A 15,842-nucleotide genomic window follows, 5' to 3' on the forward strand; every position below is an offset into this window, starting at 1 on the left:
GTGAATCGAAGAAGTGGCGCACACGGCGCGCCCCGCTTGGCAGCGACCGTGGTCGCGACCGCACTGCTCGCCACGGTGCTGCAGACGGCCACGTCGACGCCGGCGACCGCCGTCGCCCCGAAGCCGCCGTCGGACGCCAAGCTGGCCGCCGAGCCGGCCCGTCACGAGGCGACGAAGGAGCAGTTCTACTTCGTGCTGCCCGACCGGTTCGCCAACGGCGACACCGCCAACGACAAGGGCGGCCTGACCGGCAGCCGTACCGAGACCGGGTTCGACCCGGCCGACAAGGGCTTCTACCAAGGTGGCGACCTCCAGGGCCTCACCGATCGGCTCGACTACATCAAGGGCCTCGGCACCACCGCGATCTGGATGGCGCCGATCTTCAAGAACAAACCCGTCCAGGGCGAGGGCGCGAACGCCTCGGCCGGATACCACGGCTACTGGATCACCGACTTCACCCAGGTCGACCCTCACTTCGGCACCAACGAGGACCTCGAGAAGCTCATCGACGCGGCCCACGCCAAGGGCATGAAGGTCTTCTTCGACGTCATCACCAACCACACCGCCGACACCGTCGACTACGCCGAGAAGAAGTACGGCTACCGCCCCAAGGGCGCCTTCCCGTACCTGGATGCCGAGGGCCGTCCCTTCGACGACGCCGAGCCGGACTCGGACGCCGCGAAGGTCGACGAGGACTCGTTCCCCTACACCCCGGCCAACACCGGCGAGATGGTGCCGTCCTGGCTCAACGACCCGACGCTCTACCACAATCGCGGCGACTCCACCTGGGAGGGCGAGTCGACCACCTATGGCGACTTCAGCGGCCTGGACGACCTGTGGACCGAGCGCCCCGAGGTCGTCGAGGGGATGACGAAGATCTACCAGCGGTGGGTCCGCGACTTCGACATCGACGGCTTCCGCATCGACACCGTCAAGCACGTCGACCTGGACTTCTGGACCGAGTGGGCGACCGCCCTGGACGCGTACGCCGCCAAGCAGGGTCGTAAGGACTTCTTCATGTTCGGCGAGGTCTACTCCGCCGACAGCGACATCACCTCGCCGTACGTCACCCGCGGCCGCCTCGACGCCACCCTGGACTTCCCGTTCCAGGACGCGGCCCGTGCCTACGCCTCGTTGGGCGCTCCGGCCGACCGGCTCGCAGGAGTCTTCGCGGACGACTACAAGTACGCCACGGACAAGGCCAACGCCTACGAGCAGGTCACCTTCCTCGGCAACCACGACATGGGCCGGATCGGCACCTTCCTCGCCGCCGACCACCCCGACGCGACCGACGCCGAGCTCGTCCAGCGCGCCCGGCTCGCCAACGAGCTGATGTTCCTCTCCCGCGGCAACCCGGTCGTCTACTACGGCGACGAGCAGGGCTTCACCGGCGCCGGCGGCGACAAGGACGCCCGCCAGACGCTGTTCGGCTCCCAGGTCGCCGACTATCTCGACGACGACCAGATCGGCACCGACCGCACGCATGCCGACGACGCGTACGACACCACCCACCCGCTCTACGGCGCAATCGCCGCCCTGGCGAAGCTGCGCAAGGACCACCCGGCGGTGACCGACGGCACCCAGCACGAGCTCTACGCCCAGGACTCCGTCTACGCGTTCTCGCGCACCGGAGAAGACCGCGAGTACGTGGTCGCGGTCAACAACGCCGCCGAGGCGAAGACCGTCACCCTGCCCGTGGAGTCGGCCGCCTTCACGACGATCTACGGCGGCGACGCCACCGAGACCGCGGCCGACGGCGCCATCGAGGTGAGCGTCCCGGCGCTCTCCTCGGTCGTCCTGCGCGCCGACGCGGAGCTCCCGAAGGCCACCGCGAAGCCCACCCTGTCGCTGACCGCGCCGGACCCCGGCGCCACCGGCACCGTCACCCTCTCCGCGGACCCGGGGGAGACCGACGGAGCCCGCGTCGTCTTCGCCGCCCAGATCGGCAACGGCACGTGGCGCACGCTCGGCTCGGTCGACCACGCCCCGTACAAGATCACCCAGTACGTCCCCGAGACCGTCGCCGCCGGCACCGCACTGCGCTACAAGGCGGTGGTGGTCGACCGCGACGGGCGCACCGCGAGCGACCTGGCCGAGACCACGGCCGGACAGGCGCCCGAGGCCGAGAACCCGAGCGCCGTCGACCGTGACTACGCGGTCGTGCACTATCGGCGGGCCGACGGCGACTACACCGGCTGGACGCTACGGGCCGGGGATCAGAGCGGCGAGTTCGTCGGCCGCGACGCCTACGGCGCCTTCGCCTGGGTCAAGCTCCCCGACGGCGCGTCCTCGGTGACGTACACGGTCGAGAAGGACGGCACCGCCGACGGCGGCGAGCGGACGATCGATCTCGCCGAGACCGGCGAGGTCTGGGTCGAGGCCGGCGGTGACGGCCAGCAGACCACCAGGCCCGACGGCGTCTACCCGGCGCCCGACACGTCCAAGGCGGTCATCCACCTGCACCGCGCCGACGGCGACTACGACGGCTGGGGCCTGCACACGTGGACCGGCGCCGCGCAGCCGACCGAGTGGTCCAAGCCGCTGCAGCCCACCGGCGAGGACGCCTACGGTGTCACCTTCGAGGTGCCGCTGGTCGACGGGGCCACCTCGCTCAACTACATCGTCCACAAGGGCGACGAGAAGGACATCCCCAACGACCGCTCGCTCGACCTGACCACGTACGGCCACGAGGTGTGGCTCAACTCCGGCGACACCGGCTACCTGCTGCCGTCGGTCGGCTCGGCACCCGAGCTCGACCTGGCCAAGGCGCACGCACAGTGGATCGACGAGACCACCGTGGTGCTGCCCAAGGAGATGGCGAGCGGCTCGGCGCTGTCCACGCAGCTGGTCTACGACCGTGACGGCGGCATCACCGTCGAGGACGGTGCGCTGAGCAGCGAGGGCCGCTGGCTGCGGCTGCAGAACGCGTCGCTGACCGATGAGCAGAAGGCGGAGTTCCCGCACCTGCGGGACTACGCCGCCTTCACCGTCGATCCCCGCGATCGTGACCGGATCCGGGAAGCGCTCGAGGGCCAGCTGCTGCTCACCCAGCGCATCGGCAACGGCGCCCTGGTCACGGGCACCGGCGTGCAGACGCAGGGGATCCTCGATGACCTCTACGCCGCGAAGGCCGAGAAGGCGTCGCTCGGACCGGTGTTCAAGGACGGCAGGGTCACCCTGTCGGTGTGGGCGCCGACCGCCCACGACGTGAAGCTCGAGCTCGGTACGAAGAAGGTCTCGATGCGCCGTGACGACGCCAGCGGCGTCTGGTCGGCGACCGGCTCCGCCACGGCCTGGAGCGGCAAGGAGTACCGCTACGCCGTGACCGTGTGGGCGCCGAGCGTGCAGAAGCTCGTCACGAACAAGGTCACCGACCCCTACTCGGTCGCGCTCACCGCCGACTCCGAGCGCAGCCTCGTCGTCGACCTCGGCGACAGGTCGCTCGCGCCGAAGGGCTGGACGACCCTGAAGAAGCCGCAGGCCGTGGCGATGAAGGACGCCCAGATCCAGGAGCTCCACATCCGCGACTTCTCCGTCGAGGACGAGACCAGCGACCACCCGGGTGGTTACCTCGCCTTCGCCGACGAGGACAGCGACGGGGTCAGGCACCTGCGCAAGCTGGCCGAGGCCGGTACGTCGTACGTCCACCTGCTGCCGGCCTTCGACATCGCCACGATCCCGGAGAGGAGGAGCGACCAGACCACGCCCGACTGCGACCTGGCGTCCTACGCGCCGGACAGCGACGAGCAGCAGGAGTGTGTCGCCGCGGCAGCGGGGAAGGATGCGTACAACTGGGGCTACGACCCCTACCACTACACCGTCCCGGAGGGCTCCTACGCCACCGACCCGGACGGCACCGACCGGACCGTCGAGTTCCGCCAGATGGTGAAGTCGCTCAACGAGGACGGTCTGCGCGTCGTCATGGACGTGGTCTACAACCACACCACCAGCAGCGGCCAGGCGAAGACCTCCGTGCTCGACAAGATCGTGCCCGGCTACTACCAGCGGCTCCTCGCCGACGGCTCCGTCGCCAACTCCACCTGCTGCTCCAACACCGCTCCCGAGAACACGATGATGGGCAAGCTGGTCGTCGACTCGATCGTGACCTGGGCCAAGGAGTACAAGGTCGACGGCTTCCGCTTCGACCTGATGGGGCACCACCCCAAGGCCAACATCCTGGCCGTCCGCAAGGCCCTCGACACCCTCACGCTCGAGAAGGACGGCGTCGACGGGAAGAAGATCATCCTCTACGGCGAGGGCTGGAACTTCGGCGAGATCGCCGACGACGCCCGCTTCGTGCAAGCCACCCAGAAGAACATGGCCGGCACCGGCATCGCCACCTTCAGCGACCGCGCCAGAGATGCCGTACGCGGCGGCGGCCCGTTCGATGCCGACCCGGGCGTCCAGGGCTTCGCGAGCGGCCTCTACACCGACCCCAACTCCTCGACCGCCAACGGCACCGAGGCGGAGCAGCGGGCACGGCTGCTGCACTACCAGGACCTGATCAAGGTCGGGCTGTCCGGCAACCTCGCCGACTACTCGTTCACCGACACTGCGGGCAACCGGGTGAAGGGCTCGCAGGTCGACTACAACGGCTCGCCGGCCGGCTACGCGGAGGCGCCCGGAGACGCGCTCGCCTACGCCGACGCCCACGACAACGAGTCGCTCTACGACGCGCTCACCTTCAAGCTGCCCGCCTCGACCAGCACCGCGGACCGCTCCCGGATGCAGGTGCTCGCCATGGCCACGGCCGCGCTCTCCCAGGGCCCGGCGCTGTCCCAGGCCGGCACCGACCTGCTCCGCTCGAAGTCGCTGGACCGCAACTCCTACGACTCGGGCGACTGGTTCAACGCCATCCACTGGGACTGCGCCGCCGGCAACGGCTTCGGTCGCGGTCTGCCGCCGGCGTCCGACAACCAGGACAAGTGGCCCTTCGCCAAGCCGCTGCTGGCCTCGACCTCGGCGCCGAACTGCTCGGAGATCGATGGTGCCTCGGCCGCCTACCAGGACCTGCTGAGGATCCGTACGGAAGAGCCGGCCTTCCACCTGTCCACCACCGGTCAGGTCCAGGAGAAGCTCGGATTCCCGCTCTCGGGGAAGGACGAGACGCCGGGTGTGATCACCATGCGCCTTGGTGACCTCGTGGTCGTCTTCAACGCGACCACGACGACGCGGCAGCAGACGGTGAAGGACGCCGAGGGCGCCGGCTACCGACTCCACCCGATCCAGGCCGAGGGATCGGACGAGGTCGTGAAGACGGCCACGTTCGAGGCGGCCTCGGGCACCTTCACGGTGCCTGCCCGGACGGTGGCGGTCTTCACCCGCTGAGCGGGACGATCGACCCTGGAACGTACGCGGCCCCGGCTCATCGAGCCGGGGCCTGCGGCTTCCTGGTCGGGAAGCTCGGCGTCAGGATCAGGAAGGGCTGTTGCCGGCGATTGCGCCGACCACCACGAGCGTGATGACAACCAGGGCGGCGATGACCATGAGGCCGGCCGGGCTCCGGAAGTCGAACATGGGGATTCCTTTCGGCTAGTTCGGCGACAGGCGTCGCGTGGGGACGATGGCCTGCGGACGCGTCGGGAGGGCCACACCGGCGATGCCCGTGGCGTCGCGTATACATAACCAGCCCGGCTCACGACGCGCGTAGGGTACAAAGTCCCAATTTTTACCGAAGCCATTCACCTCTGAAGAGATATGTGATATGGCAACAGTCCGTTTGATATGCGTCTGCACAGACTAGCCGGAACCCGGCGCCGCCCGGCGATCGGTCTCGCCGGACGCGCCGAGGTTGTGAGGCCCGTCACCCGTGCCGGTCAGTCCAGCCCGGCGGCATGCCGCCCGGCGCGCCGTCCGAAGTAGGAGCCGTCGCCGAGCTGCATGCCGGAGGCGTAGCCCTTGGCGTCCTGGGCGAGGTTGGCCGCACAGGCGCCGGCGGCGTACAGGCCCGCGATCGCGGAGCCGTCCTCGCGGCGTACCTCTCCTTCGACGGTGGTCGCCAGACCACCCATGGTGAACCCGGCGTACATCGCCTTGCCGAGGGAGAGGTCGTAGGCGCCCCACGGGCCGCTGTCCTGCGGCTCGGTCCACTCCGGCGCCTTGTGGAGCTCGGGATCCTCGCCGTCGGCGGCATGGGTGTTGTAGGAGGTCAGCGTCGCGCTCAGGGCGTCGAAGGGTACGCCAAGGCCGGCCGCCATCTCCTCGACCGTCTCCCAGCCGTCGATGAACGGGCACAGCGGCATCTTCGGGTGCTCGATGTGCGCCGAGTCGACGATCAGGAACGCCGCCGAGTCCGGCTGCTCCATGACGAAGGCGGCCGTACGCGCGTGGTAGGAGTCCTCGGCCACGAACCGCTTGCCGTGCTTGTTGACGATGATCCCGGTGAGCAGGATCGAGGGCGGATAGAAGGGCGCGGTCTGGAACGGCTCGTCCATGAACCGCCAGCGGCCGCCCGCGGAGGCGCCCAGGCGCAGTCCGAGACCGTCGTCGTAGGTGGAGGCCAGCGGGAAGAGCTTCTCGCCGAGCCGGGGTGTGTGCTCGGCGACCATGTCGGCGTTGCCGACGAAGCCGCCGGCGGCGAGGATCACCGCCTTGGCCCGGATCGCGCCACGCTCCTCGAACCGGCGCCAGGCCAGGCCGACGACCCGGTCGCCCTCCATCACCAGGTTGGTGGCACCGGTCTCGTAGCGGACCACCGCCGACGTCTCGGCCAGCCGGGCGGCCATCCGGTCGACCACCAGCTTCGCGCCGCCGGTGTCACCCGGGACCGGCACCTTGTGGCCGCGCGGCGCCGGGACGGCGAGATCGCGGAACGGGTGGACCTTCTCGTTGCCGGTGTACATCAGCCCCTCGGTGCCGGGCTGGATGACGGCCTTGCCCGGCCAGAAGGTGCGCTCGAACTCGAAACCGAGCGCCTCGAGCCAGTCGAAGTGCTCCACCGAGTCGTCGCAATAGGCCCGGATCTTGTCGTCCTCGGGCTCCTTGGAGACGGCGTGGATGTACTTGAACATCTCCTCGGCGGAGTCCTCGATCCCGGTCGCCTTCTGCACCGCGGTGCCGCCGCCGAGGTAGAAGTGGCCACCGGCCATCGCCGAGGTGCCACCGGGCTCTGCGGCCCGCTCCAGGAGGATCGTGCGGGCGCCCGCCCGGACCGCCTCCAGCGCCGCGGCCCCGCCGGCCACGCCGAAGCCGACCACGATCACGTCGGTCTCTTCCGACCAGCCACCGAAGCGCTCCTCGACGTCGGCAGGGGAGAGTACGTCGGGGAGGGTGGTGCCGTTGCTCATCGGACTTGCCTTCCGCTGGTTGAGCCGCCGGAGCCGCCAGGCGGAGGCGTGTCGAAACCAACACAGTCCCCTTGGCGCTCGAATCGACCGTGTTGGTCTCGACACGGATTCGCTCGTTCCTCACGAATCCGGCTCGACCGACGTACGCGGCTCATCGTGCCTCCAGGACGCAGTCGGCGAGCACCGGGGCGCCGTCACGGGCCGGATCTGTCGACGAGATCGTGGCCTTGACCAGGATCCTCGGCTCTTCGTCCCACGCCTCGATGGAGATCGTCTCGCCGGGGAACACGATCCCGGCGAACCTCGCCCCGAACCCGGCGACCCGGGTCGCGTCGCCGTCCAGTAGCAGCCCGGTCGCCTCGCGCAGCACGATCCCGTAGGAGCACAGCCCGTGCAGGATCGGTTTGGGGAAGCCGGCCTTCGCTGCGAACGCGGGGTCGGCGTGCAGCGGGTTGCGGTCGCCGCACAGCCGGTAGAGCAGCGCCTGCTGCTCGGTGACGTCGTACGCACCCACAGCATCCGGCGCGCGGTCGGGAACCGGCAGCGACATCGACGGCCCGCGCTCGCCGCCGAAGCCACCCTCGCCGCGTACGAAGATCGAGCTCCTGACCGTCCACAACGGATCGCCGGACGGGGTTGTGGCGACGCCCTCCTGGACGATGACGGCGGCCTTGCCCTTGTCCCAGACCTCGGCGATCCGGGTCGAGACGACGGCCTCTCCCGAGGTGGGGATCGGGCCGTCGACGTGGATCTCCTGGGAGCCGTGGAGCACCGAGGCCAGGTCGATGTCGCAGCCCGGCAGGTCGAGCGAGGGCGGCTCGGTGACGTGGAAGGTCGGCGCCACGACACCGAAGGACGGCAGCACCGTCAGGTCGTCGGAGTCGAGCGTGTAGCGCAGCGCAGCCGGGTCGGTGGCGTCGCCAGGACGTGAGCCGGCGCCGATGCCCAGGTGGTAGAGCAGCACGTCGGACGAGGTCCACGAGAACGACTGGGACGGCAGCTCCGCGCCGATGGCCTTGGTCGGGTCGATGGGCATCAGTTGCCCTCCTCGGGTGAGACAGCCTTCACTGCGCAGTCCTCGGCGGCCAGATAGCCGAAGACCAGGGCGGGGCCGATGGTGGCGCCGGGGCCGGCGTAGGTGCGGCCCATCACGGCGGACGAGACGTTTCCGGCGGCGTACAGGCCCTCGATGACGGAGCCGTCGGGTCGCAGGACGCGGGCGCGCCTGTCGGTGACCAGGCCGCCCTTGGTGCCGAGGTCGCCGGGAGCCATCTTGACGGCGTAGAACGGCGCCTGGTCGATGACGTTGAGCGAGCAGTTCGGCTTGACGGTGGGGTCGGAGTAGTACTTGTCGTAGGTCGACTCGCCGCGGTGGAAGTCCTCGTCGACGCCGGACTCGGCGAAGGCGTTGAACCGGGCCAGGGTCTCACGCAGGCCGTCGACCGGCACCTCGATCTTCTCGGCCAGCGCCTCCACGGTGGCGGCCTTCACCACGACGCCGCTCTTGAGCCAGCGGCCCGGGAAAGGCTGCCCGGGGCCGAGGCCGGCGAAGATGTAGCGGTTGCGGTAGCGCTGGTCGAAGACCAGCCAGGCCGGGACGTGCGAGATGCCGGTCTCGTGACCGCGATAGATCTCGTGGACCGCCTCGACGTAGGGGAGCGCCTCGTTCATGAACCGCTTGCCCGCGCCGTTGACGATGATCGACCCCGGCAGGTTGCGCTCGGCGAGCGCGAACCACGGCCGCCCGGGGAACGGGATCGTCGGCCCCCACCAGGACTCGTCCATCAGGTCGGTGTCCGCACCGGCCGCGATCCCGGCCAGGATCCCGCCGCCGGTGTTGGAGAAGGCGCCGGTGGTCCATTCGACCGAGGTCGGGGCGGGCAGGTACTTCTCTCGCATCTCCAGGTTGCGCTCGAAGCCTCCGGAGCCGAGGATCACGCCGCGCCGCGCCCGGATCACCGTCGTCGGACCGTCCTCGCCGCGGCGCACCTCGACGCCGACGACGCGGCCGCCCTCGGTGACCAGCCCGACCAGCTCGGTCTCGTAGCGGACCTCGACGCCGGCATCGATGAGTCCCTTGCGCAGGCCGATCGCGAGCGCCGCGCCCATGGCGTACATCTTCTTCCCGAGGAGTCCGGCGAGGATCCGCGCGACCGCGATCTTGACCATCGTGATCGGGCCCCTGATCGTGCGCATGCCGAGGCTGATCTTGCGGAAGTCGGCCTGGGTCACGACCATGTTGGCCGGCGACTTCGTATAGGGCGGATGCAGCCGCGAGAGCTCCTCGCCGATCACCCGGGCATCGAGTGGGGCCGGCTCGACGGAGCGGCCGGCGCCGCGACCGCCGGGGGCCTCGGGGTGGTAGTCGGCGTAGTCGGGGACCCAGTTGAACCGCACCGGCGTCTTCGCGCAGACGAAGGAGAGCACCTCCGGGCCGCGGTCCAGGAACGTCTCGCGCCGGTCGCTGGGCACGACGTCGCCGACGATCGACTCGAGGTAGAGGCTGGCGGCCTCGGGGGAGTCCTTCTGGTGGGCCGCCTCGAGGGCGTGGTTGCGCGGGATCCAGACCCCGCCGCCCGAGCGGGACGTCGACCCGCCGAAGTAGGCGCTCTTCTCGATGACGACGGTCTCGAGCCCGTGGCGGCGGGCGGCCGCGAGCGCGGCGGTCATCCCGGCGCCCCCGGCGCCCACGACCACGACGTCGTACGTCTCGTCGGTCTGTCCCATGGTGCTCCCTCAGCTTCGACTGTCCCAGAACTGAAACACGTTCTACCATAGACGACAGTCGACGAAACACGCCCGGGGACTCGACAAAACTGAAACGTGTTCTAGTATTGATCCATCGGCAGCGCACGAACCGCGCCGTCCGAGGACATTGGGACACCATGCAGGAAGGCAGAGCGGTGAGCGAACCGACACAGCGCCCCCACAAGGACGCACAGACCGTCAGGGACGGGGTGCAGGACCTGCTGCCCACGATCAGGGAGCGCGCCGAGGAGACCGAGCGTCTCCGGGTCGTGCCCGAGTCGAGCGTCAAGGAGCTGGAGGAGGTCGGCTTCTTCAAGCTGCTGCAGCCGGCCCGGTTCGGCGGTCTCGAGGCGGACCCGGTCGACTTCTACACCTGTGTGCGCGACATCGCCTCGGCGTGCGGATCGACGGGCTGGGTCTCCAGCGTCCTGGGTGTCCACCCCTGGCAGATCGCGCTCTTCGACGACGAGGCCCAGCAGGCGGTCTGGGGCGAGGACCCCGACACGCGGGTCTCCTCGTCCTACGCGCCGATGGGCAAGGCGGCGATCACCGAGGGCGGCTTCACGCTCTCCGGCCGGTGGTCGTTCTCCTCCGGCTGCGCCCATGCCACCTGGGTGCTGCTCGGCGGCCTCGTCTTCAGTGACGAGGGCCAGGTGGTCGACTTCCGTACGTTCCTGGTGCCGCGCGAGCGCTACGAGATCGTCGACGTCTGGAACGTCGTCGGCCTGGCCGGCACCGGCTCCAACGACATCGTGGTCGAGGACGTCTTCATCCCGGAGACCTTCACGCTCTCGATGGCCGAGACCGGACGCTGCAAGGGTCCCGGGCAGGCGGTCAACACCGGTGACCTCTACAAGCTGCAGTTCCACTCGCTCTTCACCACCACGATCACCACGCCGATCATCGGCATGGCCCGCGGCGCCTACGAGGAGCACGTGACCATGCAGCAGAACCGGGTCCGCGCCTCCTACGGTGAGAAGGCGTCCCTCGACCCCTTCGCCGCCGTGCGCGTGGCGACGGCCTCCTCCGACATCGACGCCGCCTGGGCGCTGCTGATGGCCAACATCCGCGAGCAGCAGGCCTACGTCGCCCGCGGCGAGAAGATCCCGATCACCCAGCGGCTGCGGATCCGCCGCGACCAGGTCCTCGGCACCCAGCGCGCGATCGACGCGATCGACCTGCTCTTCGAGGCCTCCGGTGGCCGGGCGCTGGCCAACGGCACTCCGCTCCAGCGCGCCTGGCGCGACGCCCACGCGGGCCGTGTCCACGCCGCCAACGATCCCGAGCGGGCGCTGCAGATGTACGGCGCCTCCGAGTTCGGGCACAAGGTCGACCCGGGGATGTACTGATGGCACTGGTGAAAGAGGACGTCGCTCACGACGTCGCGATCAAGACCGAGGCCGCGGGCGAGATCTCGCTGCGCTACTACGACCTGGGTTCAGGTGGCGACGACCGGCTACCGCTGGTGATGCTTCACGGCGGGGGTCCCGGGGCCTCGTCGTGGTCCAACTTCGGCTCGGCGCTCGAGGGTTTCGCGGCCGACTTCCGCACGATCCTGGTCGACCAGCCGGGTTTCGGCGCCTCGGACAAGCCGGAGGTGGTGGGCAACTACTACCGCTTCGCCGGCGATGCGGTGATCGCCCTGCTCGACGAGCTGGGGCTGGAGAAGGTGCACCTGCTGGGCAACTCGCTCGGCGGCGGGACGGCCATGCGGATCGCGCTGACCTACCCGGACCGGGTGGGGCGGCTGGTGCTGATGGGGCCGGGCGGGCTCTCGCTCAACCTCTTCCATGCCGATCCCACCGAGGGCGTACAGCGCCTGATGGACTTCTCCGGCGACCCGACCCGGGAGGCGCTCAAGGCGTTCATCTCCACCATGGTCGTCGATCAGAAGCTGGTCACCGACGAGCTGGTCGAGGAGCGGTTCGCAGACGCGACCGCACCCGGCGCGCGCGAGGCGATGGCGTCGATGGGGTGGTCCTTCTACAACCCCGAGACCGCCGAGGACGGGATGCTGTGGCGCGAGGCGCACCGGCTCAAGCACCACACCCTGCTCACCTGGGGTCGTGAGGACCGGGTCAACCCGCTCGACGGAGCGTTCCCCGCCCTGAAGCTGATTCCGAAGGCGCAGCTGCATGTCTTTCCGCGCTGCGGGCACTGGGCACAGATCGAGGCCGCCGACGAGTTCCGCGAGATCGCGGTCGCGTTTCTCAAACGGCACAGCGTGAAGAGGCACAAGGAGCGTACGAAGTGATCGACATCAAGTCCATGGGCTACGTACGCGTCACCAGCACCGACCTGGAGGCGTGGCGTACGTTCGCCGGCAAGGTCCTCGGGCTGATCGAGGCGAAGGGCCCGAACCAGGAGCACCTCTACTACCGCATCGACGAGGTCTCGGCCCGGCTGGTGATCGAGCCGGGTGAGGTGGACCAGCTCAGCTGCGTCGGCTGGGAGGTCGCCGACCACACCGCGCTGGCGCAGGCCCGGGAGCACCTGGAGAAGTCCGGTGTCGAGGTGGAGGAAGGATCCCCTGAGGAGCTCGCCGAGCGGCGGGTGCAGGAGATGCTGCGCTTCCGCGACCCCTTCGACAACGTCTTCGAGCTCTTCCACGGCATCACCTACGAGCGACGCCCTGCGGTCTCTCCCTACGGCCACACCTTCGTGACCGGCGAGCAGGGGATGGGCCATGTGGTGATCCCGGTCTCCGACGACGTCGAGGCGCTTGAGTTCTACCGCGACACGCTCGGCTTCCGGCTGCGCGACTCGATGAGCATGCCCGGCGAGTTCGCCGGCAAGGAGCCCGGCACCAAGATCTGGCTTCGCTTCCTCGGGATCAACCCGCGTCACCACTCGCTGGCGTTCCTGCCGTTCCCCAACGACTCCAAGTGCGTCCACATCATGCTCGAGGTCGACAAGCTCGACGACGTCGGCCGGGCGCTGGAGCGGGTGAAGAAGTACGGCGCGAAGCTCTCGGCGACGCTCGGGCGGCACATGAACGACGAGATGGTCTCCTTCTACGTGAAGTCGCCGGGTGGTTTCGACATCGAGTTCGGCACCGAGGGCCTGCAGGTCGACGACCAGAAGTGGGTCGCCCGGGAGTCCACGGCCGTCTCGTACTGGGGTCACGACTTCGGCGTAGGCCAGTGATCGGGTATGCGTATAGAGGTGCCTGATGGGATGTCTCCCGATGCCGCCGAGAGCTGGCCGCATCCGGAGCTGATCGAGTCCTTCCACGGTCGCTTCGACTTCGAAGCGCCACCGTCGCCACCCGAGACCCCTGCCGATGCGGAGGCGGACGCCCGGTTCCGTACGGTGCTGGGCCGGTTCGCCTCCGGGGTCACGGTGATCGCGGCGCAGACCGCGGAAGGCCCCGTCGGGATGACCTGCCAGTCGTTCTCCTCGGTGTCGCTGCGGCCGCCGCTGATCCTCTTCGCGCCGACCAAGTCATCCCGGGCCTGGGCTCGGATCCGTCGCGCGGGGCATTTCTCGGTCAACATCCTCGCCGCCGGCCAGGAGGCCGTCTCGAACCAGTTCGCCTCGCGTGCCGCGGACAAGTACGCCGACATCTCCTGGACCCCGTCGGCCCACCACGGTGACCCGCATCTCGACGGGGCCGTCGGCTATCTCGACTGCGCGGTCCACTCGGTCCACGAGGAGGGCGACCACTATCTCGTCGTCGGCCGCGTCCTGGACCTCGAGGAGGGCACCGCCACCGAGCCGCTGCTGTTCTTCCGCAGCAACTACCGGGAGCTGGACTGACCGGTCCCGCCATGGTTCAGCTTTTGCTGAATACATGTTTCGATGTACTGTCGCGGCATGGTCACCGCCACCGCCTCGTCCCTGGACGCGCTCGCCCGGTTCGGGCACGCCCTCTCCGACGCCACCCGAGCCCGGGTCCTGATGCAGCTGCGCGAGGGGCCGGCCTATCCGGCCGAGCTGTCCGAGTCGCTGGGTGTGACCCGTCAGTCGATGTCGAACCACCTGGCCTGTCTGCGCGGCTGCGGCCTGGTCGTCGCCGTCCCCGAGGGCAGGCGGACACGCTACGAGCTCGCCGACGGCCGCCTCGCGCATGCGTTGGCTGACCTGCACGACCTGATCCTGGTCACCGACCCGGAAGCGTGCCGCGACTCCGCCGAGCAGGGCTGCTGCTGATGGGCCACGGACACGGACACGGGCACGGGGCAACTGTGGGCCACGCCGGCGGCAGGCACCGGTGGCGGCTGGCCGTCACCTTCGCCATGGTGGCGGCGTTCCTGATCGTCGAGCTCGTCGCGGGCCTGTGGTCGGGGTCGTTGGCACTGATCTCCGACGCCGGGCACATGACCGCGGACGTCGTCGCACTGGGCGCGGCGCTGGTCGCGACCCGGATCGCCACCCGCGCCGACACCACCGGTCGCCGCACCTACGGCTCCTACCGGGTCGAGGTGTTCGCCTCCGGCCTGACCGTCCTGGTGATGCTCGGGGTCGCGGTCTACGTCGTGCTCGAGGCGATCGGCCGCATCGGCGAGGGCTCCGAGGTCCAGACCGGTGCGATGCTCGTGGTCGGCGCGATCGGCCTGGCCATCAACCTGGTCTCGATGCTGCTCCTGCGCGCGGGCGCGAGCGAGTCGCTCAACCTCAAGGGCGCCTACTTCGAGGTCGTCGCCGACGCCGCCGGAAGCGTCGGCGTCATCGCGGCCGGGCTGCTGGTCGCCGCCACCGGGCAGCCGTTGTGGGACACCGCCGTCGCCGTCGCGATCGGGGTCTTCGTCGCCGTACGGGCCGTCGCGCTGGGCCGTCAGGTCCTGGCGGTCCTCGGCCAGCACGTCCCCGAGGGCATGGAGGTCGACCAGATCGTCGCCGACCTCGAAGCGGTCCCGGGCGTGGACAACGTCCACGACCTGCACGTGTGGACGTTGACCTCCGGGATGCACGTCGCCACCGCGCATCTCGTCCTAAATGCGGGCACCGATGCCCAAACCGTGCTGGCCGAGGCGCAGACCGCGCTCGCCACCCAGCACCAGATCGAGCACGCCACCCTGCAGACCGAGACCGCCCCGACCCGGCAGTGCCATGAGGTGAACTGGTGAGCTCCGAGATTCCGATCCATGTCATCGGCCGACGCGAGGACGTGTCGCCGCCGGCCCCGGGCCCCGATCCGTCCCGCAGGGCTGTCCTGGTGCGACGGGTCCGCCTTCTGGTCGCCTTCACCATCGCCTACAACGTGATCGAGGCGGTGGTGGCGATCGCGGCCGGAGCGATCGCCGGCTCGGCGGCGCTGCTCGGCTTCGGTCTCGACTCGGTCATCGAGGTCTCCTCCGCCCTCGCGGTCGCCTGGCAGTTCGCGGGCCGTGATCCCGAGGCCCGCGAGAAGACCGCGCTGCGGATCATCGCCTTCTCCTTCTTCGGGCTGGCCGCCTTCGTCTCCTACAACGCGGTCACCGCACTGGTGACCGGCCATGCCGCCGACCACTCCGGTCTCGGCATCGGCATCGCCGCGCTGAGCCTGCTCGTCATGCCCGCCGCCTCCTGGATCCAGCGCCGTACCGGCAACGAGCTCGGTTCCCACTCCGCCGTGGCCGACTCCAAGCAGACGCTGCTGTGCACCTACATGTCCGCCGCCCTGCTTCTGGGGCTGCTCGCCAACAGCGCCCTGGGGTGGTGGTGGGCGGATTCGGCAGCCGCGCTCGTCATCGCCGCGCTGGCGGTGGGGGAGGGCGTCAACGCCTGGCGCGGCGACGTCTGCTGCTCACCGGCCGGGGCGCGCCTCGACGACCACGACGGCTGCGGCAGCGGCTGCGCCTGCTGCTGACCGAGTGTCCGAAGCGG

Annotated in this window: 11 protein-coding genes; 8 read left to right on the forward strand and 3 right to left on the reverse strand. The window is 69.6% G+C overall.

The genetic code is table 11. The features are described 5' to 3' along the window. The first annotated feature begins 36 nt into the window (after positions 1 to 36). A complete protein-coding gene (pulA, locus tag ACW14X_RS00005) occupies positions 37 to 5,328 on the forward strand; it encodes a pullulanase-type alpha-1,6-glucosidase (RefSeq protein WP_457164251.1) in 5,292 nt (1,763 codons plus the stop codon). 488 nt (positions 5,329 to 5,816) lie between these two features. Here the strand turns inward: pulA and ACW14X_RS00010 are convergent, their stop codons facing one another. The 3 genes from ACW14X_RS00010 to kstD form a co-directional block, all read right to left on the reverse strand. After that, a complete protein-coding gene (locus ACW14X_RS00010) occupies positions 5,817 to 7,286 on the reverse strand; it encodes an FAD-binding protein (protein WP_457164252.1) in 1,470 nt (489 codons plus the stop codon). A gap of 151 nt (positions 7,287 to 7,437) precedes the next feature. Further along, a complete protein-coding gene (locus ACW14X_RS00015; RefSeq protein ID WP_457164253.1) occupies positions 7,438 to 8,322 on the reverse strand; it encodes a MaoC/PaaZ C-terminal domain-containing protein in 885 nt (294 codons plus the stop codon). Next, positions 8,322 to 10,013, reverse strand: a complete 1,692-nt coding sequence (kstD, locus tag ACW14X_RS00020; protein WP_457164254.1) for a 3-oxosteroid 1-dehydrogenase — start codon at positions 10,011 to 10,013, stop codon at positions 8,322 to 8,324. The genes ACW14X_RS00015 and kstD overlap by 1 nt, the downstream gene beginning before the upstream one ends. 176 nt (positions 10,014 to 10,189) lie before the next feature. Here kstD and hsaA point away from each other — a divergent pair, with 176 nt between their 5' ends. From hsaA to ACW14X_RS00055, 7 genes are read left to right on the forward strand one after another with little or no spacing between them, the layout of a single operon-like run. Further along, the gene (gene hsaA / locus ACW14X_RS00025; RefSeq protein ID WP_160023258.1) at positions 10,190 to 11,383 is read left to right on the forward strand and encodes a 3-hydroxy-9,10-secoandrosta-1,3,5(10)-triene-9,17-dione monooxygenase oxygenase subunit; all 1,194 of its coding nucleotides are present in this window, start codon (positions 10,190 to 10,192) and stop codon (positions 11,381 to 11,383) included. Beyond that, positions 11,383 to 12,288 (forward strand): 4,5:9,10-diseco-3-hydroxy-5,9,17-trioxoandrosta-1(10),2-diene-4-oate hydrolase, encoded by a 906-nt coding sequence (hsaD, locus tag ACW14X_RS00030; protein WP_457164255.1) that lies wholly within the window; start codon positions 11,383 to 11,385, stop codon positions 12,286 to 12,288. The genes hsaA and hsaD overlap by 1 nt, the downstream gene beginning before the upstream one ends. Then, positions 12,285 to 13,181, forward strand: coding sequence for an iron-dependent extradiol dioxygenase HsaC (gene hsaC / locus ACW14X_RS00035; protein WP_350839194.1), 897 nt, complete (start codon positions 12,285 to 12,287; stop codon positions 13,179 to 13,181). The genes hsaD and hsaC overlap by 4 nt, the downstream gene beginning before the upstream one ends. A gap of 30 nt (positions 13,182 to 13,211) precedes the next feature. Next, positions 13,212 to 13,793, forward strand: coding sequence for a flavin reductase family protein (locus tag ACW14X_RS00040; protein WP_160023260.1), 582 nt, complete (start codon positions 13,212 to 13,214; stop codon positions 13,791 to 13,793). Between the two features lie 57 nt (positions 13,794 to 13,850). Beyond that, positions 13,851 to 14,186: an ArsR/SmtB family transcription factor gene (locus ACW14X_RS00045; RefSeq protein ID WP_160023262.1), complete on the forward strand. Its 336-nt coding sequence runs from the start codon at positions 13,851 to 13,853 to the stop codon at positions 14,184 to 14,186. Beyond that, a complete protein-coding gene (locus ACW14X_RS00050) occupies positions 14,153 to 15,103 on the forward strand; it encodes a cation diffusion facilitator family transporter (protein WP_457164256.1) in 951 nt (316 codons plus the stop codon). Before ACW14X_RS00045 ends, ACW14X_RS00050 begins: the two co-directional genes overlap by 34 nt. Beyond that, a complete protein-coding gene (locus ACW14X_RS00055) occupies positions 15,100 to 15,825 on the forward strand; it encodes a cation transporter (RefSeq protein WP_457164257.1) in 726 nt (241 codons plus the stop codon). The genes ACW14X_RS00050 and ACW14X_RS00055 overlap by 4 nt, the downstream gene beginning before the upstream one ends. Positions 15,826 to 15,842 lie beyond the last annotated feature (17 nt).

It is taken from the genome of Nocardioides sp. YJ-D4, assembly GCF_054031495.1.